This window comes from Bacillus sp. NPDC093026, assembly GCF_044754665.1.
Classification (GTDB): Bacteria; Bacillota; Bacilli; order Bacillales; family Bacillaceae; genus Bacillus; species Bacillus maqinnsis.
Map to the genome: position 1 here is coordinate 26108 of NZ_JBIVPN010000006.1, position 19949 is coordinate 46056.

Genomic DNA, 19949 nt, shown 5'->3' on the forward strand with positions numbered 1-19949 from the left:
CACCTTCTTTCTATAAAAGAATGGATACCGGTTCTTCTAAATATGCTTTCACCGTTGATAAAAATGCGGAAGCTGGTGCCCCGTCCAGTGCACGATGGTCAAATGTCAGACTGAGTGGAAGTATGGTGCCTTTGCATAATTCCTCATCTTGATAAACAGGTGTCTCATACGTTTTTCCGACGCCAAGAATACCTACTTCCGGTGGATTCAAAATCGGTGTGAAATACTCTACACCATAAGCACCAAGGTTGGTGATTGTAAAGGTAGAACCTTTGATTTCATCATGAACAAGCTTGCCTTCACGTGCTTTTTTGCCATACAATTTGATATTCTTCGCTAGCTCAATGAGTGATAGTCGTTCCGCATGTCGAATAACCGGAACAGCCAAGCCGTTATCTAAAGCAGTAGCTATCCCGAGATGAACATGCTCAAAAGCTACTACTTTCCCATCTTGATATTGACTGTTCATATTAGAATGCTCTAATAATGAAAGAATGGTTGCTTTGGCTACAAAATCGGTCATAGTCAGTTTTGTATCGTGTCGTGCTATGGCTGTTTCATTCAACTGTTGTTGTAATTTGATGAGTTTTGTCACATCCGCTTTCATCGTAATCGTTAGTTGTGCACTTGTTTGTAGGCTTTCCATCATCCGTGAGGCAATTGTTTTTCGCATCGTGTTGACAGGTTGATGCTCCATCTGATTTGTTTGTTTCTCTTTCTGATCATGAAGTGCCTGAAGCACGTCCGCTTTCGTAATTCTCCCGCCTGGTCCTGTCCCCACTAGCGTATCAATGTCTAGGTTTGCGCCGTTAGCGATTTTTCGAGCAACAGGGGAGATTTTCTTCCTCTCTTTCTTTGCTTTTGGCTGTGAGTCTCTTTCTGTCTTTTCTTTAACCTTTTCATCTACTTCACCGATATAGCAGATGACGGTGCCAGGCGGTACACCTTCTCCTTCTGGCACTTTGATATCCAACACGGTTCCTTTAGCAGGCGATTCGATCTCCATTTCAATTTTTTCTGAGTTGATGCTTGCAATGCTTTCCCCTTTATTTACGGTTTCTCCGACTTGTTTATTCCATATGGAAACCGTGCCTTCTTTCATTGACATTCCCAATTTCGGCATCACAACCTCGACAGCCATATTCCTCTCTCCTTTCTTTAGTTCAGTATCTTGTCTTGATTTTGGCCAATCATTTCTAATACGGTGCTCACAACCTTATCAGGTGTCGGCAAATAGATATCTTCAAGAGGTGGTGAAAATGGAACCGGTGTATGAGGCGCCGTCACTTTTTTGATTGGGGCATCAAGTAAGTCAAATCCTTTATCAGCTACTAAAGAGGCAATATCTGCGGCAATCCCGCATCTTGGGTTCGCTTCATCCACAATGACAAGCCGATTTGTTTTTTCTACAGAAGCAAGAATGGCCTCTTCATCAAGTGGTGACAAGCATCTTGGATCAATGACCTCAGCTTCAATTCCTTGAGCTGCTAATTGTTCTGCCGCTTCAAGTGATGTATGGACCTGTTTGCCTACTGCAAAGATGGTGACATCAGTGCCCTCCCGCTTTACATCTGCTTTGCCGAGCGGTAGTGTGTAATATTTCTCTGGAACGTCTCCTGTGATATTGTACAGCGTTTTGTCTTCAAAAAAGATGACTGGGTCCTGATCCTCAATCGCTGCCAGTAGCAACCCTTTGGCATCGTACGGAGATGAAGGGACAACCACTTTCAATCCAGGAATGCTTGTAAATAGTGCATACAAACTTTGTGAATGTTGTGCGGCTGCTCTGAAACCCGCTCCATGTGTCGTTCTGATTGTAATGGGCACCTCTGCTTTTCCGCCAAACATGTAACGGAATTTCGCCCCTTGGTTTAGCACTTGGTCCAGACAGGTGCCGATAAAATCATTAAACATGAGTTCTGCAATCGGTCTTAGCCCTGTTGATGCAGCAGCCATAGCGGCGCCGATATAGCCAGCTTCACTAATCGGTGTGTCAAGGACGCGTTCACGTCCAAACTCCTGTACAAGACCTTTTGTTACACCGAGAACACCGCCCCATGCTTCATCATCCTGCAAGTGATCCACATTAGCGCCTCCGGCAACATCTTCTCCCATTAAAATGACATATTCGTCTCTTCTCATCGCAAGTTTGATCGCTTCATTCAATGCACTAGACATACTTAATTCTCTTGTCATTTTCTCTTCCCCTTTCTGATTTATTGATATGAAACATACACGTCTTTCAGTAATTCTGTCGGATCTGGATATTCACTTTCTTCACTAAATCTAACGGCTTCCTCTATCGCTTCCGCTACAGCCGCTTCAATGCTAGACATCTCTGCATCAGTAAGCCATTGTTTCTTTAACAATTCATTTCTAAAAAGAGCAATAGCATCTTTTTCTTCTTGATGTTCTGTTTTTTCCTTATTTGTTTTGTAACGCTGGGCATCTCCTTCAAAATGACCATAATTCCGATATGTCATGCATTCAATCAATGTTGGCCCTTCTCCATTTTTCGCTCGTTCAATTGCTTGTTCTGCTGCTTGATAAACTGCCAGCACATCTTTGCCATCTACTTGAATACCCGGGATGTTATAGCCGGCGGCTCGATCCACAATTGCTTTACAGCTTGAAGCATAGGAAAACGGTGTGGCTTCCCCATAGCCATTGTTTTCTGCGATGAAGATGACAGGCAGTTTCCAGATGGCAGCAAGATTGATTCCTTCGTGAAATGTGCCTTGATTGTTTGCACCATCCCCAAAAAAGCAAACGCTTACATTTTTTGTCTTTTTATATTTGGCAGTTAGTGCTGCTCCACACGCCAGCGGAAAGCCACCTCCGACTATTCCATTGGCACCAAGCATTCCTTTATCAAAATCTGCGATGTGCATTGACCCTCCTTTTCCTTTACAGAGACCTGTGGCTTTTCCATAGATTTCTGCCATCATTCCTTTTAGATCACAGCCTTTTGCTATACAGTGCCCATGACCACGGTGTGTACTTGTGATACTGTCTTTTTCGTTCAGGTGGGCGCATACTCCTACAGCGACAGCTTCTTCACCAGCGTAAAGATGGACAAATCCTGGCAAAATTCCTTTCGTAAAAAGTGTGTGTACTTGATCTTCAAACTGGCGGATCTCCAGCATTTTTTGATACATCCATACCGCTTTTTCTTTTGTCAATACGACTTCCATATTGTAAAACCTCCTATCTTTTTTTCTTACACTTATCTATAAGCAAAAAGCGTGCCAACATGATGAAACGTTAAACATGGGCTTTAAACGATTCAAACTGGTTTAAAAAGAGACAAAAAGAGACTTGAGTCTCTTTTTGTCTCGATATGTCTCTTTTTCGTTCCTATATGGGTAAGTTATTTGTACACAAAGAAAAAAAGCATCCCCAATAGGAATGCTTATCACACTTATTTGATCGTACGATGCCACTTCAATTTTCCCTGACAGCTACCGCAAACATAGCGAGAGGTATCAAACCGTCTTTTCCTTATAAAATGCTGGCCGCACCCTGTACAAACGTAGTCATGGCGTTTTTGCACACGACGCTTGTTTTGTACAGCTTTTAATGGTGTACAAAAGCGCGGGGCTCCTACTTGTTTCAATAACTCTTTAAACTCGCGATCACGGTGCTGATAGCCTTTACCTTCTAAGTGCAGATGATAATGGCATAGCTCGTGTTTAATGATACCGATTAATTCATCTCTTCCATGCTCCTCTAAGTATTGACGGTTCAATTCAATATCGTGTGTTGCAAGTAAATATCTTCCACCAGTCGTTTTTAAACGGTCATTAAAGACTGCCTGATGAAGGAATTCTTTTCCAAACAATTGACGGGAAATTTGCTCTGTCAGTTGTTGCAATTCGGGCTGGTTCAATCAAGATCGTTCCTTTCCTAAAAAACATTGAACGGGACAATTTCTCCTTTGCATACATTGGAGGTAACCCACTGTTTCGATCAAAGGAGGAATGGGAGATGCCCAACTGGCTGAAAAATCAGATGCAGAAAGCATTTTATGAAAAAAATCATTATCAGATTAAATTGCTCAATCAGTGTTGGTACTTCTATAGAAGAAAGCATTCAGTTGCATCAAGGCACACCCCATCCTAAGGTGCGCCTCGTTTTTTGTTTACTCTGGCTTCAGCATGGAGAGGGCGACACGTCCTTTTGCCTGATCAACCGAGTCAACCCATACTGTCACAATGTCACCGACAGACACGATGTCAAGCGGATGCTTGACAAAACGATTGCTCAGTTTCGAAATATGGACTAGTCCATCCTGCTTCACACCAATATCCACAAATGCGCCAAAGTCTACAACGTTTCTCACAGTTCCTTGAAGCTCCATTCCTTGCTTCAAGTCCTCCAATTTCAACACATCAGTTTTTAAAAGCGGTTTTGGTACTTCATCACGCGGATCTCGCTCAGGTCTTGTCAGCTGATCGATGATATCTTGTAATGTAATGTGACCAATTTGAAGCTGTTCTGCTGCTTCATCCAGATTCACCTCAGCAATTTTCTCTTTTAATTGTTCCGTTCCAATGTCAGCTGGTGTCATCTTTATCATGCGAAGGAATTGTTTTGTTTCCTTATAGCTTTCTGGGTGAATCCCTGTACGATCAAGTGGATCTTGTCCATCTAAGATACGCAGAAATCCGATACACTGCTCGTATGTTTTGGCCCCAAGTCTCGGAATATCCTTCAGCTCTTTTCTGCTTGTGAATTTTCCAATTTCTTCACGGCGTTTCACAATGTGACCAGCTACTGCTTTTGACAAACCCGCAACATATTGCAAAAGTGCCTGTGAGGCTGTATTCACGTTCACGCCGACTTGATTTACCACCGTTTCAACCACAAAGGTTAATGAGCTGTTTAATTGCTTTTGACTGACGTCGTGCTGATATTGACCTACCCCGACTGATTTTGGATCAATTTTCACAAGCTCTGCTAATGGATCCTGTAATCTTCTCGCAATTGAAATCGCACTTCTTTCCTCCACTTGTAAGTCTGGAAACTCTTCTCTCGCTAATGCAGATGCAGAATATACACTTGCCCCTGCTTCATTTACAATCAAATATGAAACCGGTTGATCTATTTCCTGAATGAGTTCTGCAATGAATTGTTCGGTCTCTCTTGATGCTGTTCCGTTTCCAATCGCAATGACATCAATCTTGAATGATTGAATGATGTCTTTTACTTTTTGTTTTGCTTCCGCTTGTTTTTGTACGGGTGGATGCGGATAGATCACACTAATATGATGTACTTTCCCCGTATCATCAACGACAGCTAATTTACAGCCTGTTCTAAATGCAGGATCAATACCAAGCACACGCTTCCCTTTCATCGGCGGCTGAAGTAGGAGTTTTCTTAAGTTTTCTGCAAAAATATGAATGGCTTGTTCTTCTGCTTTTTCTGTGAGCTCTTTTCGTATTTCACGTTCGATTGAAGGTTGAATCAATCGTTTGTAAGCATCGTCAATCGCTGCTTCCATATACGTTCTTGCTGCCGTCTGTTTACCTTTGATGACTTGCTTTTCAAGATAATGGCGGATATTTTCAGCAGGTGGTTCGATCGTGGCTTTTAAAATACCTTCTTTCTCTCCTCGATTCACTGCAAGTACACGATGGGGCACAATCTTTTTGATCGGCTCTTGATAATCATAGTACATTTCATACACGTTCTTCTCATCATTTTCAACGTCTTTCCCTTTGGTGATCAAGGTACCCTTTTGATACGTTTCACTGCGAATCCACTTTCGCATATCAGGATCGTCTGCAAGTTGTTCTGCAATGATGTGCTGCGCTCCTTCTAGCGCTTCTTCTACACTTGTCACTTCTTTTTCTTCATTGACATAAGCAGATGCTTGCTTCCTGATGTCGCCCTCGCGCGGCAGTGTCAGCAAATATTCTGCTAGCGGCTCCAATCCTTTTGCTTTTGCTACATTTGCCTTTGTTTTGCGTTTCTGTTTGAATGGTCTGTATAAATCTTCGACCTCTTGAAGCTTATGAGCATGTTCGATTTTTTGTTTTAATTCTTCTGTGAGTTTGTCTTGTTCAGCTATTAAGCGTATGACTTCTTCTTTTCGGTTCGTGACATTTTGGATATATGTATAGCGTTCCGAAATGGTTTGAATCTGCACTTCGTCCAGTGAACCTGTCTGCTCTTTTCGGTAACGTGCAATAAACGGGACGGTGTTCCCATCCTCTAATAGCTGGATCACGCTTTCAATTTGTTTCGTTGAAAGCTTTAATTCTGTTGCAATTTGTTTCAATAAAAAATCAGATGTCTTCATTCTTTGCATCCCCTCACTGTGTCTTCTCTTTTAGTGTATCAAAAAAACGGCAAAACAGAAAAAAGGTCAGCTATTTTACATGAGCTGACCAAGTACATAGGTAAGATCGTCCTTTTTATCTTGTGTGTATGTTTCAAGCTGTTTTGCGATGTCTGCAACTGACTGACCATTTTTCAAACACATACGCATGTTTGGTACATTCAGTCCGTCTGAATACATAATGAATGTCGATCCTTTTTCATAAGAATAGGTGTATGTTTTATATTTTCTCGGTTTACCGGACAAGTATCCCAATGTCGGAAGTGGGTAAATATAGTGGCCTGATGGTGCATTCAAGATAAATCGGATATTGCCAACCGAACAATAGGTAAATTGCTGCTGTGGAAAATGTACCTTTAAAATGGCGACAGTAGCCCCCCGTTTATTTTTCATGGCTTGATTGCATCGGTCAATGAGGGTTGTGACATCTTCATGTCCATATTCTTCGACAATTTCGCTGACTAAAGAAGATGATTCATTGGCGAACTGGCCGCTGCCTAATCCGTCTGCTACAGCACAAATTAGTTCTTCATCATCTGCTTTAATAAAAAAACTGTCCCCACAGCATGATTTACCTTCTTTGCTTGATTGATAGATGATAGCATTTACATGCTCATGTTGTTCAAAATGTCTCATCACCCTAGCTCCATAGACGCATCTTCTGATAATGCATCTCGTAGCTTTTTAACTGCCTTCCGTTGCAGTCTCGATACATGCATTTGTGATATTCCGAGTAAATCGCCTGTTTCTTTCTGACTTTTGTTTTGCAGATACGTTAAATTAATAATATCTTTTTCTCTGTCAGTCAAAACATGCAGCACACTCTCAAGCATCAATTTTTGGTTCACTCGTTCGTATCCTTCTTCTTGTGAGCCGACAACATCTAAAATGGTCACAGTACTGCCCTCAGAATCAGCCTCTACGCTTTGATCAACAGACAGCGCCTGATAGCTTTTGCCCATCTCCATTGTTTCAAGAACTTCTTCTTCAGTCACATCGAGATATTCAGCAATCTCCTGTACTTTTGGTGATTTTTGCTTCTCCGTTGTCAGGTGATCGACCGCCATTTTAATTCTCGGTCCAAGCTCTTTAATACGCCTTGGCACATGGACACTCCATGTTTTATCTCGTAAAAAGCGTTTGATTTCCCCAATAATGGTTGGAATCGCAAAGGCTTCAAATGATTTACCGACAAGCGGGTCATAACGCTTCATTGCGCCGAGTAAGCCAATCATTCCAACTTGCCTTAGGTCCTCATGAAAGCTTCTTCCTTTAGAGTATTTCTTCGCTAGCATATCTACAAGATTTGTGTAGCATTCTACGAGCGTTAGTTGCGCCTTTTCGTCTTGATTCATTTGATAGCTTTGGATCAGGCGATCTACTTCATCTTTAGTTAGTTTCGTAGTTTTGGATGGTTGTGTCATGGTCAACTCGCTCCCTGTTTAAAAACTTTGTCATCGCCACAGTAACTCCGGAGTTCGCTTGCACCTCGACTTCATCCATCAATGTTTGCATTAAATATAGACCAAGACCTCCTTCTGCCAATTGATCAACTGTATGAGCAGATGTGTAAGGTCCAAGGTTTTCCTGCTTTTGTTTAAAGTCAAAGCTTCCGCCTTGATCAGCGACAATGATTTCTAGTCGATCATCATAGACAAGAAAGCGAACCGCTACCTCGCCTTCTTCACCACCTTCATCTTTGTAGGCATGCTGGACAGCATTTGTGCAAGCCTCACTGACCGCAATTTTTAAGTCCTCAATCTCTTCATAAGCATAGCCCATTCTGCTTGCGATGCCTGAAAGAGTCAGACGAATAATGCCTACGTATTCTGGTTTTGCCGGTACTTTCATCTCAATTAGATCCACTGATTCGTTCATTATACCCCACCCTCTGACTTTGCAGATATGTCAATGATGCTCTTTAATCCAGTAATTTCGAACAACCTTACAAGCCGATCTGACAAGTTCTCAAGCTTCAACGTTCCACCAGCTTTTTGAGCCGCTTTAAACAATCCAACAAATACACCTAAACCAGTACTGTCCATATAAGAAACATCCTTCAAACAGATTTCAAGATGCTCCCCTCGCTCTGCTTTAGGCATAAGCGTTTCTCTTAGTTCAGGAGCGGAGTAAACATCGATTTCTCCGCTGACACTGATTTTCGTTTTTTGATCTATTTGATGCTCTTTCACAGCCATATTCATTATGCATTCACCTCAAGATTCTTGTTTGCTTGAATTTTATATACCCGCATAGTCACTTTCTAAACCTTTCTTTTGAGAACAAGTAATGTAAAGTCATCATGCAACTGAAAATCTTGCAGCTTTAATAAACTAGCATAGATGGCATCGACCATTTCCTGAGCAGAGTAAGATAGATGCTCTGATATGAGCGTTTTGATATCCTCCCGATCTAAAAAACCATCCTCTGACTTTGATTCTGTTACGCCGTCTGAGAATAGGATCACCATATCTCCTTCATCCAAATGCTTCTCATACTGTCTGTATTCAAAGTCTGGGGCTATACCAAGTACAAGTCCTTTAGCGTCTACATCGTAAAATTGATTCTCTTTTTTGGAATAGAAAAAGCCCGGCTCATGACCAGCCGATGCATATTTAAATTCATGGGTCACTGTATTATAGCTACCATAGAACATGGTGATAAACATACTTGGGTCCACATTTTGTTCGACCACACGATTAAGGGTTTTTAACACCTTTGTTGGACCGCTTCCTGACTCTGGCAGGGAATCCATCGCATACTTAATCATCGACATACATAACGCTGCGGGTATACCCTTCCCGATGACATCAGCAATTGCGATATTGATCGTATCGTGATCTGTCACAAAGTGGTAATAATCTCCGCTCATCTGTTTTGCAGGCACACTAATGGCTCCGATATCAAATGTATCTCCTTCTGGAATTTTAGTTTCCAGAAGGGTCTGCTGAACATTCGCAGCGATTTCGATTTCTGATTTAATTTCTTGCTGAATGCCTCTGAGTGTTAAATGCTCTTGATAAGCAAGTCCGTATCCTATCATAACTTCGATTAGGAAGTCTAGTGAATGAAAGACATCTTTCGGCAAATCAGGGTAAAGCTCCTGAATCACTTTTCGGTGAACACTTACTATTTCTTCAGGAGGTATTTGATGCTCAATGGTTTTTCGGCTAAATTTTTGAGCCTGATAAAGTGATGTTTCAGTTAAATCACTGATATAACGACTGAGCAGCTGATAATACCGCTGCTCCATTACCTCCTTAAAATCCATGGTTTCCCTCCTAGCGAAGCCACTTGACAGCTTGTATCTCCGTTCCTTGTTTAGGTGCAGAATCCAGTTTAAAATCATCCATCAGTCTTCTAACTCCTGGAAGACCTGCTCCGAGTCCGCCTGATGTGGAAAATCCATCTTCCATCACTTTGCGAATATCCATAATACCGGGCCCCTCATCGGCTGCGATGACTTTGAGTCCACGCTTTCCACGCTCCATCACTTCTTCTATACAAATCTGACCTTTACCAGCGTATAAATAGATGTTTCGAGCTAACTCTGAAATGGCCGTCGTAATTCTTGCTTGGTCAACTGTTCCAAAACCCAGTTCTTTTGCAACATTTCGTCCCAGTTGTCTTGCCGCAACTATGTCCCATTCCGTCAAAATTTTTACACAGGATTGGTTTTTCATACCTATTCCCCCAATTCCCGCTTCAGTGTCTCAAGCCCTTGTTCAAGATCTAATGCTGTCTGAATTTCTTCTAGTGATATACCAAGTTCAATCAGAGTCACAGCGACAGCAGGTTGTATTCCTGTTAATACCACTTTTGCCCCCATGAGCTTAGACATGGTAATCACATCGCCTAATACTTTTGCGATAAATGAATCAATCATATCAACAGACGTTAGGTCAATGACAACACCGTTCGCTCCTGTTTCATGGATTTTATTCAGCAAGTCTTCTTGAAAGTGAAGAGCAGTTTGGTCATCAAGCTCCCACTGTATGGAGATTAGAAGACAATTATATAATTTTAAGATTGGAATCTTCGGATGACTTCTCAATGGGTTATCCCTCCAATGAAACAATTTTTCGATTTGTCATTTCTAAAGCAGTTTGAATTCCTTTTTGAAGGGTATTCTTTGTAGTAACTTGAGATAAATCAATTCCGAGGTTGACGATGGTTTGGGCGATTTCTGGACGAATACCGACCAATAAGCACTTCGCACCTACTAATCTCACAGCCTCTGACGCTTGAATGATATGGTGTGCCACCATTGTATCGACAACAGGTACACCAGTAATGTCGATTAAGACAACCTGTGATCTATGCTTCACGACGCCATTTAGCAGGTTTTCCATGATCTTTTTCGCACGATCTGTATCAATTGTTCCAACAAGAGGCATGACGGTGATGTTCTCAAACACTGGAATCAACGGGGCAGAAAGTTCTTGTAACGCAATTTTTTGGAGGTTAACAGTTTTCTCCCATGAGATGGAGTAATGATTTAATATTTCGTTATGAACCGGTGTGATGAATCGATCAATTTCCCAAATTAAATCATCACTTTCTTCTATTGTATCTTTGTCGCTGTTCATTTTTTGGTATAAGTGTGTACGGATTTCTGTAAGTCCATTTGTCAGCAACTTAAGCGAAATACCCATTTGTACAATTTTTAAAGCAAAAGACTGCACTTTTTCTTCAAAATCTTCAGTATAGCCTTCTGAAATGGATGTAATAATGAGCTGGACATATTCCGAACAAATCGTTTCATACATTTGATCGTTCAGCATCATGTCCGTTTCTTCTTCTCCAAGTCGTTTGAAGATGTCAGTCCATTCCTTTTCTAATTCCTTTTGGTGCGCTCTTGTGAAAGCTAACACGATATGATTCGACATAATTTACCCCCTACATACATAAAAAGCACTACTTTCATTCTTTCTCCATTATAGCGTTAATAAAAAATGAACACAAAAAAAGTTGCTCTTCAGTGAGCAACCAAATGAAACCATATTAAAAATCAATAAGAGCCAAACTCACTTGTAAGGCCTCATCAACCTTTTCCATCATTTCATCATCAAGATGTGTGATCTTATCTGTCAACCTTTGCTTATCAATCGTACGAATCTGCTCTAAAAGAATGACAGAATCCCGTTCAAAGCCGTAGCGTTTTGCATTAATTTCGACGTGAGTCGGTAATTTCGCTTTTTGTATTTGGGCTGTTATGGCTGCAACGATAGCAGTCGGGCTGAAGCGATTTCCAATGTCATTTTGGATCACCAATACCGGGCGAACCCCGCCCTGCTCGGAGCCAACAACAGGAGATAAATCAGCAAAGTAAACATCACCGCGTTTAACAATCAAATGTTTAACCCCCGCTGACTAATCGCTCAACTGTATTCTCAGCCTCAAATTCTGCGTATTGTGCCTCTGAAGAAATATTCAGATTGATTTTCGCCATCTCCATGTAGCCGCGTCTCATCGATTCACGATTTTGTCGAATATTACGTTCACGAATATACGTTTTTGTCGCTCGGTAAATCAATTCATTTCTTGTTACCTTATCCTGCTCTGCTACTCGTTCGATTTCAGACATCAAAGCCTCGGGCAGTCGAATCTTCATTTCGTTTGTTGCACTGGATTCAGACAAAAAACATACACCTCCACAAAAACTTACGGATACCGTTTCGATCCATTCCAAGATTAATCATACCATTATTCAATGCGTAAGCAAAGCTGTTTCATGATTTCTTTTTAGATGATGATGCGTTCGGCCACCCGTAAATCAAGATGATAATGGAGTTCCTCTTTCCCATTATACGCTTTTTTCCGAAAATCATACGGCATTTCCAAAATCTCCGAAAAGGTGAGAATTTTCATTTCTCCTCTGTAGAAAAAAAGAGAACGATGTCAGCATGGATTCCAGAAGTGATCTATAAAAAGCTTGGCCCGTTTTGAAGCAGTGGATTACGCACATGAACTCTTTTGCCATCCTCTATATACACTCTTGGAACGCGATGAGCGATGGAGCAAGTCACTTCATAGTTAATGGTCTCCAAGCGCTTTGCCACTTCATCGACTGATACCTTTTCCTCTCCTTGAGTACCAATGAGAACAACTGGCTCTCCAACAGAATAGGCTTCTTTCAGTTCAACCATGAATTGATCCATACACACCCTTCCAGCGATCTTCTGACGCTTTCCACCAACAAGCACTTCAGTTCCTGCTAGCTTTCTAATCCAGCCATCTGCATAGCCAATCGGAACGGTACCAATCCATGTATCTTGATAGGCTGTATATGTGGCTCCATAGCTGACACTCTCTCCTTTTTGAATGAGCTTCACGTGGGCAAGTTTTGTATGCAGAGACAACGCCTCTTCCAGCTTGAAAGGCAACTCATCTTTCATCTCTTCTGAAGGAGACAGTCCATACATGCTGATGCCGAAACGAACCATATTAAACAAGACCTCTTTGAACCGAAGACCTGCAGCACTGTTGGCACAGTGAACCAGCAATTTTTCAGTATGAAGCGGTTGAAGCAGCGTTTTAAACTTGTCTACTTGCAAGTCAAAGTAGTCTTTATCCTTCTCATCTGCTGTCGCAAAGTGAGTAAATACTCCTTCCAACTGTAAAAATGAATGATTTTCTACAAGCTCTTTGACTTCGTTTGCTTGCTCTACTGTTTTCACACCTAAACGATTCATCCCGCTGTCCATTTTCAAATGAAAACGAATAGGTTGTCCAATATGTCCTTTGGCAAGTTGAATCACATCTCTTAGCCACTCAAGCGAGTAAGCCGTCATGATGACATTGTATCTGACTGCGACTTTGACATACTCAGGTGGTACTGCGCCAAGTACAAGAATCGGTGCTTTGACGCCTTTATTTCTTAAAGAAATAGCCTCATCTAAAAAGGCAACTGCTAACATGTCTGCACCTGCTTTGAGAGCTGCTCTTGCGATTTCTATATCTCCATGTCCATATGCATTGGCTTTCACTACAGCCATCAATTGAACTTTTTTTCCAATATGGTCTTTCATATGTGAAACATTATGCTTGATTGCTGTTAAATTAATTTCTGCCCATGTATCTCTATAAAAACCATTGGTGTCCATCAGTTACACTTCCCTATTGGATGATTCAATACTTTCATTATGATACTAAAAATAAAGAATAATGTGAAACGAATCAAAAAATCAGCCCTTGCACAGGGCTGACGTTCTATTTGAGAAACTCATTTATTTAGCTGATTGTCCTTCTACACTTCTCGCCACCATCAAGAGCTCTTCTTTCGATAAGTCATTCGACGAAATTAAGTAGTCGACCCCGTCAGATGTCCAAGAAAGAGATCGGTCTGTTAAGACGCCGACAGTCATACCAAGGTCAACCGGCTCACCGTTCATTGTCACAGGTGTAGATGCTTCTGCCACTCTCGCTTTTTCCTGAATGAGTGTGAAGGATTTCTTCCCGCCATACGTGATCACATAACGTTTCCCCGCATCGGTTGTCATTTCTTTCTCTTCCATTTTCTTCACTCCCTCTGGCATATCGACTGGCGTTTTCACCGCAAAGCTGTCTGACGGGTTCGCACTTGTCGCCACATCCATTTGAGAGAGCGTCATGTTTTTCTTCTCATCAAAGGCATCTTTGTCAAAGGATTTATTGAATTCAAAATGAGAAAATTCTACTTTCACCATTGGCTTTTTGTCGCTGTCCAGCACTTTCACGCTGACAGGCGCCATTGTTTTTTTATGGAATGTAATTTCTTGTGTAGGCAGCATTTGATTGTGCTGATAATTGGTTTTGGTCTCGAAAATGTATTTCGACTCTTTCGCTTTGAACTGGGCTGCGCTGTCATTTTTAATGTCTTTCACTAGTGATTCAAATAAGTAGACCTGACTGCTGTTATTTGGCCAATCACTATGGAAACGGAAACTTTTGTTCAAAGAAGGTGTCAGCACAAACACACCATTGCCATTTCTTAAAATGACTTGACTCTGATCCCTTTTCGGATTTTCTAAATAGACACGGTAAAGATCCGGCTTCTTGTACCAAATTTCCACTTGGTACTTCTGCGGTTCATTTCCTGTCTCAATGGTCATTTTTGCTTTGGCTTTGTATGATGTCATTTCCTCTGCCTTTTTGTTTAAATCTCTAACGATATCCTGCTGAGATTTTTGACCACATGCGGAGAGAATCAATACAAAAAGGATCCCCGTTACAAGCAAAACAAAGCTTTTTCTCACCCTTTTCAACCCCTTCGTCAATTGTGTTAAAAGGAAGAAACCGCTTGTTTGACTTTAACAGTACGCCTGAAAGTCAACTGCGTACCGCGAACCATCAAAGCCTGTTAGCAACTCGCCCTTCCTTATCGCACTACCCAATATATGAAGGGGGGACAAACAATATGCAGACTAGCTTGACAACCTTTCAATTAAAACTTGTGCAGCGGCATATTCTCGTGTATGTGTAATAGACAAATGGACCTTGTCACCCTTTGTTTTCTCACTTTTCACTAAAGGCTTCCCGCTGTCGTCTTTATGTATTTCAATGTCATGAAAATTGAGATACTGTCCGATACCAGTACCATAGGCTTTCGAAAAGGCTTCCTTAGCCGCAAAACGTCCTGCCAGAAACTCTATCTGTCTCTTTCCACTTAACGTTCTATAAACGCCCTGTTCAAATGGTGTCAAAATCCGTTCTGGAAAACGAGGCTGTCTATGGAGCACTCGAGAAAGCCGGTTGATCTCTACAATATCAATACCAATCCCTTTAATCATGAGATCCCTCCTATGTTCCTCGTACTATTTTTTATGTTTGCTTCATAAACGTGTTACTATTAACTTACTATTATCTTGGCAAAAGGGGTTTATTATGTTTATTCGAACGGAGAGCTTTCAACAATTTATCAGATCGTATCCAATCGTTACAGCGATCCTTGCGCTACAAATCGGTCTGTGGCTTTTATTTGCCATTCCTATCCCTCTGATACAGCTTGGGCAAGACCATCTCGTTGGATTCAACTACGGGGTAGCAGAGGGTGAATGGTGGCGGCTGGTCACACCTATCTTTCTTCACGGGAGTCTGACACACATTTTATTCAATTCCATGTCTATTTTTTTATTTGCTCCAGCACTTGAGAATTTGCTTGGTAAGGTGCGCTTCCTCATCATTTATCTTGGGGCAGGCATCATTGGCAATCTCGGAACCTATTGGATTGAACCATTAGAATATGTGCATGTCGGTGCTTCTGGGGCGATTTTCGGTTTGTTTGGCGTCTATCTTTATCTTGTCTTATTTAAACCGCACATGATGGACCGCAGTAACTCTCAAGTCATCTTAACGATTCTCGTTGTATCCGCCATCATGACGTTTTTCAATTCGAACATTAACATCATGGCCCACTTCTTTGGTTTGATTGGAGGCATGATTCTGGCGCCGTTGACGCTGATCTTTCAATCTAAAAAAAGGCGCTTTTAGCCTCATAAAAAATGTCGATCACTCCTTTTCTATGAGGAGCGAATCGACATTTTTTTAGAAGATTTATTTTTTTCGTAGGAATACCAATCAAATACCCGTTTGGCATCTTCCTCTTCAAGATGACGTACACCAAAGGAATCCAGCAGTATAGAGGATTTTACAAACGTGTGAATACTTGCGATACGGCCTTTTTTTTGGAAATAGGATTGCGTCATTGTATAGTTTTGCATTCGTTTTCTCAAAACAATTCCTGTTGTTTTCCCTATGCCTCTTGTCGTCATCTGAATCATTTGATCTCTTATCGCATAACCTGATTGCTTATAGGCTAAATAGCCAAAGAAAAGGGCAATTAGGAATGGGATTAGAGCTAAATACCCCCACGGCGGAAAATGCACTGAAAGAATCACACCGAAGATCAAAGGGAAAAAACCATATGAGATCAAGTACCGTTTGAGTGAACGCCTTGGCACTTTTTTCAGCTCCGGTTCGAGCTGGTAGTGCTCTGTAAACAGTGACAATAATTCATTGATTCTTTTTTTCTGAATAAGTGGGAATAAAACAGAAGATGTCTCTTTTTCTGACATTGAACCTCCTGCACTAACGAGCATCACAGTGGCAAATCCGAAAGGTTCACGGATCAAATTTTCTTTGATTTTAACCGCTTGGATTCGCGAGAGTGGGATCGTCATTTGGTGTCTCTCAATGAATCCTCTTGTGATGATGATGTCATTTCCTTTTCTTTTTGCTACAAAGTTAGCGTATTGGAGCGCTGTTACACCAACACTCAGTACCCAAGCAATCAATACCGCAAGAAAGATAAGTATCGCATAGATTTCAATACTTGCATGACTTAAAAAGGAAAACCTCTTGACGAATCCATCCAAAGGGAGAATTTCATCTATTTGTGTGTAGATGGCGAGACAACCCGAAATAATGACACCGATGCCGCTTGAAGTAGAGGCAGCTAAGAGGAGCTCCGGAGCTTTCATACGATATGTGACGTGTAATTCTTCCTCGACAGGTTCTTGTTTAAACAGTTGATCGTGCTGCACGTCACCTGTTTCTTCCGATGCTTCTCCCTCTTGTTGTAGGCTTTTCTTGCGGTTAAAAATAGCCTGTTTTAATTGTTCTGCCTCCGCTTTTGTAATTGCCGTTAGGCTCACCTCTGGACCATCCGTACCTCCAGCCGTTTCAATTTGCACGCGAACCAAACCGAAAATCCGCTGAAAAATTCCTTCACTTGTATTCACTGTCTGAATTCGTTCTAATGATATATATTTCTTCTTTTTCGTCAAAACTCCGGACTCGACGCGAAATTCATCGTCTTCCAGTCGATAAGTAAATCTTCTCCATTCTAATACGGTCGAAACAGCTTGCCACAAAAGAAGCAAACCAAGAAGGATAAAAGCATAAAAACGAATAGTCGAATTCGAGTTTACAAAACCGATCACAAAAAAAGGAATGATCAGATTTTTGATCAAGAATACAGCATCTTTTATAAAATCAATGAACATCGAAATCGGATGCACACGTTTTGGTTCAGACATCATCTTCCGTCACCCTTGCTAAACGAGATATGTAATCACGAAGTTCATCCGCTTCTTCTAATTCTAACGCTGGAATATGATGAACCGTGGCAGCAGTAGAAATTTGAACAGATGCTAGGTGATAACGCCTTAAAAGAGGACCCTGAGATGTATCCACATGCTGAACACGTACCATAGGCACAATCACCCGAGTGACACGAATAAGCCCATGCTGTATTTCAATTTCGTTTTCAAATACTTCATAGCGCCATATGTGATGCCTGATTTTCGGTATCAACCAAATGCCGAGAATGGCTTGAAAGACCCATACTCCAACAAGAATGGCTCCAATCCAATACGGCCATTGAAAATAATAACTAGCAACAAATACCCCAATGATGATGAGTAAGAAAATCAATGAGATCATTCCATTTTGAATACGCCATACCTTTAGTCCATTTAAACTTATTTGACGTTGCGGCTGCTTTCTCACATTCTTCCCCCATTCTCTTACGATTCTATCAATATATTACGAAACAAGACCTAGAAAGTTTCAATAATTCCTGTAAAAAAAAGCGAACCCTGCAAAGGATTCGCTCTTGTATTGAAATTAGCTGTTATACGATTTCTTTTGACGACGATCGCTAGAAGAACGATTGCGATCATTAGATGAACGTTTTTTATCACCGTAAGATGAACGGCTTTTCCCGCGATAGCCGCCTCCGCCACCGCTATCTCTACGTTTAGAAGAGCTTCGGTTGTTACGATTGCGTTTTGAAATCATTGGTGCTTCATCTGTCAATCGAACAGGTGTTGCATCCGGCTCTTTTGTCATCATTTTAATGGCAGCCGCAACAACTGTTACTGAATCATGATCTTCTAACAATTCAGCAGCTGCTGTCATGTAGAAGTTTAAGTTATTCTCACTAATGATTGTACGCAGTCGGTCAACGGTTACTTGCTGTTGTCCTTCGATTGCTTCATCTAAAGTTGGTTCTTTCATACGATCCATTTTGCGCTTTGTTGTTTGTTCAATCGCACGAAGCATATCTTTTTCACGTGGTGTGATAAATGTCACCGCCATACCTGTACGTCCAGCACGTCCTGTACGTCCAATACGGTGAACATAACTCTCTGGATCTTGAGGTACGTCAAAGTTATAAACGTGTGTTACACCAGAGATATCAAGCCCACGTGCTGCAACGTCTGTCGCAACAAGAACATCGATTGCACCTTCTTTGAATTTACGAAGAGCCACCATTCGCTTCGCTTGCGTCAAGTCACCATGGATCCCTTCTGCTGTGTAGCCTCTAAGGTTTAGAGCTTCAGTCAATTCATCAACACGACGTTTCGTACGTCCGAATACAATTGCAAGCTCTGGTGATTGAATGTCAAGAAGGCGTGTCAATGTATCAAATTTCTTACGTTCGTGGATATCCAAGTAGAACTGTTGGATGTTAGATACAGTCATTTCTTTTGCTTTGACTTTGACATGCTCTGGATTTGTCATAAAACGTTCTGCAATGCGCTTAATTGGTGCTGGCATTGTCGCAGAGAATAAAAGTGTTTGGTGTTCACTTGGTACGTTTGAAAGGATCGATTCAATGTCCTCAATGAAACCCATGTTCAGCATTTCGTCTGCTTCATCAAGCACGACTGTTTCAACATTTTGAAGACGCATTGTACGACGGTTAATGTGATCGAGTAAACGTCCTGGAGTCCCTACGATAATATGAGGATTTTTCTTGAGCGAACGGATTTGTCGACCGATATCTTGTCCACCATAAATCGGAAGTACGCGTGCACGCTTATCTTGACCGATTTTATATAGCTCTTCAGACACTTGTATTGCAAGCTCTCTTGTTGGCGCAATAATAATCGCTTGGATATTAGGAGACGCTGGGTCGATTTTTTCAACCAGAGGAATACCAAATGCTGCTGTTTTTCCTGTACCTGTTTGTGCTTGTCCGATGACATCTTTATTTTGAAGACCAAGAGGAATTGTTTCTGCTTGAATCGGTGTTGCTTCTTCAAATCCCATGCGGTTAATAGCCTTCATGAGACTTTCGCTTAATTGAAAATCTTGAAACGTTATAGTCAAATTATTCAAACTCCTTCTAATTGCTGTTTCAGTAATCTCGTGAATGATCATTAAAAACTGTCCTTTTCCGAAAGGACAGGTCCATTATATACAAAGCCCGAATTACCCTATATTATATCTTACCATTACACTATTTGTTTTTCAACAAAACAGAAATGGATATATCTACTGTTCCACAATGACAGACTCGCCTTCATTCTGTCCACTTTTCTAATCCGTTGAATCCTCCTGATTTCTAACCGACAAGGAGTGAAATGATAAGAGCCGCTTCTCAAACTGCGTCTTTGCTCACATGTTGGTATCTGAAATGAACATTGACAATTTCGTCAAGAACACCAGTAAAAATACTGCCGCTTGATATGTGCCTGTTAAAATCTAACCACTCTGACGATATTGACATATGGTTTCATCAGTACTTCCCATTTGCTCAAATTAGACTGAGGGGTAAAGGGGTTTCCGTCATATTGAAACAACCGAATCGACCACCTTTTCTTTCCTATTGTAACAT

Annotated in this window: 23 protein-coding genes; 2 read left to right on the forward strand and 21 right to left on the reverse strand. The window is 41.3% G+C overall.

Features of this window, described 5'->3' with window-relative positions:
• Positions 1 to 10: 10 nt before the first annotated feature.
• The 4 genes from ACIQCE_RS13065 to ACIQCE_RS13080 form a co-directional block, all read right to left on the reverse strand.
• Positions 11 to 1141, reverse strand: coding sequence for a dihydrolipoamide acetyltransferase family protein (locus ACIQCE_RS13065; RefSeq protein ID WP_400495368.1), 1131 nt, complete (start codon positions 1139 to 1141; stop codon positions 11 to 13).
• A gap of 17 nt (positions 1142 to 1158) precedes the next feature.
• The gene (locus ACIQCE_RS13070) at positions 1159 to 2196 is read right to left on the reverse strand and encodes an alpha-ketoacid dehydrogenase subunit beta (RefSeq protein ID WP_400495369.1); all 1038 of its coding nucleotides are present in this window, start codon (positions 2194 to 2196) and stop codon (positions 1159 to 1161) included.
• A 20-nt stretch (positions 2197 to 2216) separates the two neighbouring features.
• Positions 2217 to 3194: a thiamine pyrophosphate-dependent dehydrogenase E1 component subunit alpha gene (locus ACIQCE_RS13075; RefSeq protein WP_400495370.1), complete on the reverse strand. Its 978-nt coding sequence runs from the start codon at positions 3192 to 3194 to the stop codon at positions 2217 to 2219.
• Between the two features lie 227 nt (positions 3195 to 3421).
• Positions 3422 to 3889 (reverse strand): SprT family protein, encoded by a 468-nt coding sequence (locus ACIQCE_RS13080; RefSeq protein WP_353853743.1) that lies wholly within the window; start codon positions 3887 to 3889, stop codon positions 3422 to 3424.
• Between the two features lie 98 nt (positions 3890 to 3987).
• Between ACIQCE_RS13080 and cmpA the strand changes: the two genes are divergently transcribed.
• Complete coding sequence (gene cmpA / locus ACIQCE_RS13085) at positions 3988 to 4122, forward strand: cortex morphogenetic protein CmpA (protein WP_353853744.1); 135 nt, start codon at positions 3988 to 3990, stop codon at positions 4120 to 4122.
• A gap of 19 nt (positions 4123 to 4141) precedes the next feature.
• Here the strand turns inward: cmpA and ACIQCE_RS13090 are convergent, their stop codons facing one another.
• From ACIQCE_RS13090 to acpS, 14 genes are all read right to left on the reverse strand, one after another.
• Positions 4142 to 6304: a Tex family protein gene (locus ACIQCE_RS13090; protein ID WP_400495372.1), complete on the reverse strand. Its 2163-nt coding sequence runs from the start codon at positions 6302 to 6304 to the stop codon at positions 4142 to 4144.
• Positions 6305 to 6379: 75 nt separating this feature from the next.
• Positions 6380 to 6979, reverse strand: coding sequence for a PP2C family serine/threonine-protein phosphatase (locus ACIQCE_RS13095; RefSeq protein WP_400495373.1), 600 nt, complete (start codon positions 6977 to 6979; stop codon positions 6380 to 6382).
• Positions 6979 to 7767, reverse strand: coding sequence for an RNA polymerase sigma factor SigB (sigB, locus tag ACIQCE_RS13100; RefSeq protein WP_400495374.1), 789 nt, complete (start codon positions 7765 to 7767; stop codon positions 6979 to 6981). The genes ACIQCE_RS13095 and sigB overlap by 1 nt, the downstream gene beginning before the upstream one ends.
• Positions 7733 to 8221, reverse strand: a complete 489-nt coding sequence (gene rsbW / locus ACIQCE_RS13105; protein WP_353853748.1) for an anti-sigma B factor RsbW — start codon at positions 8219 to 8221, stop codon at positions 7733 to 7735. The genes sigB and rsbW overlap by 35 nt, the downstream gene beginning before the upstream one ends.
• A complete protein-coding gene (locus ACIQCE_RS13110; protein WP_400495375.1) occupies positions 8221 to 8547 on the reverse strand; it encodes an anti-sigma factor antagonist in 327 nt (108 codons plus the stop codon). The genes rsbW and ACIQCE_RS13110 overlap by 1 nt, the downstream gene beginning before the upstream one ends.
• Positions 8548 to 8606: 59 nt before the next feature.
• Entirely contained in the window at positions 8607 to 9614 is a 1008-nt protein-coding gene (locus ACIQCE_RS13115; protein WP_353853750.1) for a PP2C family protein-serine/threonine phosphatase, read from the reverse strand.
• A gap of 10 nt (positions 9615 to 9624) precedes the next feature.
• On the reverse strand, positions 9625 to 10026 hold the full coding sequence (locus ACIQCE_RS13120; RefSeq protein WP_353853751.1) for an anti-sigma regulatory factor: 402 nt from the start codon (positions 10024 to 10026) through the stop codon (positions 9625 to 9627).
• 2 nt (positions 10027 to 10028) lie between these two features.
• Positions 10029 to 10397 (reverse strand): RsbT antagonist protein RsbS, encoded by a 369-nt coding sequence (gene rsbS, locus ACIQCE_RS13125; protein ID WP_400495376.1) that lies wholly within the window; start codon positions 10395 to 10397, stop codon positions 10029 to 10031.
• A 4-nt stretch (positions 10398 to 10401) separates the two neighbouring features.
• Entirely contained in the window at positions 10402 to 11232 is an 831-nt protein-coding gene (locus ACIQCE_RS13130) for an RsbT co-antagonist protein RsbRA (protein WP_400495377.1), read from the reverse strand.
• Between the two features lie 115 nt (positions 11233 to 11347).
• A complete protein-coding gene (gene ndoA, locus ACIQCE_RS13135) occupies positions 11348 to 11698 on the reverse strand; it encodes a type II toxin-antitoxin system endoribonuclease NdoA (RefSeq protein WP_003214169.1) in 351 nt (116 codons plus the stop codon).
• Positions 11699 to 11702: 4 nt separating this feature from the next.
• On the reverse strand, positions 11703 to 11984 hold the full coding sequence (locus ACIQCE_RS13140) for a hypothetical protein (RefSeq protein WP_003214273.1): 282 nt from the start codon (positions 11982 to 11984) through the stop codon (positions 11703 to 11705).
• Positions 11985 to 12267: 283 nt separating this feature from the next.
• The gene (gene alr / locus ACIQCE_RS13145; RefSeq protein WP_400495378.1) at positions 12268 to 13449 is read right to left on the reverse strand and encodes an alanine racemase; all 1182 of its coding nucleotides are present in this window, start codon (positions 13447 to 13449) and stop codon (positions 12268 to 12270) included.
• A 123-nt stretch (positions 13450 to 13572) separates the two neighbouring features.
• The gene (locus tag ACIQCE_RS13150; RefSeq protein WP_400495379.1) at positions 13573 to 14589 is read right to left on the reverse strand and encodes an outer membrane lipoprotein-sorting protein; all 1017 of its coding nucleotides are present in this window, start codon (positions 14587 to 14589) and stop codon (positions 13573 to 13575) included.
• Positions 14590 to 14748: 159 nt separating this feature from the next.
• On the reverse strand, positions 14749 to 15114 hold the full coding sequence (acpS, locus tag ACIQCE_RS13155; protein ID WP_400495380.1) for a holo-ACP synthase: 366 nt from the start codon (positions 15112 to 15114) through the stop codon (positions 14749 to 14751).
• Positions 15115 to 15208: 94 nt separating this feature from the next.
• Between acpS and ACIQCE_RS13160 the strand changes: the two genes are divergently transcribed.
• Positions 15209 to 15814, forward strand: coding sequence for a rhomboid family intramembrane serine protease (locus tag ACIQCE_RS13160; RefSeq protein ID WP_400495381.1), 606 nt, complete (start codon positions 15209 to 15211; stop codon positions 15812 to 15814).
• A gap of 29 nt (positions 15815 to 15843) precedes the next feature.
• On the opposite strand, the gene ACIQCE_RS13165 is transcribed toward ACIQCE_RS13160, so the two are convergent.
• The 3 genes from ACIQCE_RS13165 to cshA all read right to left on the reverse strand — a co-directional run bounded on the left by ACIQCE_RS13165 (position 15844) and on the right by cshA (position 19441).
• Positions 15844 to 17364 (reverse strand): PH domain-containing protein, encoded by a 1521-nt coding sequence (locus ACIQCE_RS13165; protein ID WP_400495382.1) that lies wholly within the window; start codon positions 17362 to 17364, stop codon positions 15844 to 15846.
• A complete protein-coding gene (locus ACIQCE_RS13170; protein WP_400495383.1) occupies positions 17354 to 17833 on the reverse strand; it encodes a PH domain-containing protein in 480 nt (159 codons plus the stop codon). Before ACIQCE_RS13170 ends, ACIQCE_RS13165 begins: the two co-directional genes overlap by 11 nt.
• Positions 17834 to 17950: 117 nt before the next feature.
• Entirely contained in the window at positions 17951 to 19441 is a 1491-nt protein-coding gene (gene cshA / locus ACIQCE_RS13175; RefSeq protein WP_353853759.1) for a degradosome RNA helicase CshA, read from the reverse strand.
• Positions 19442 to 19949 lie beyond the last annotated feature (508 nt).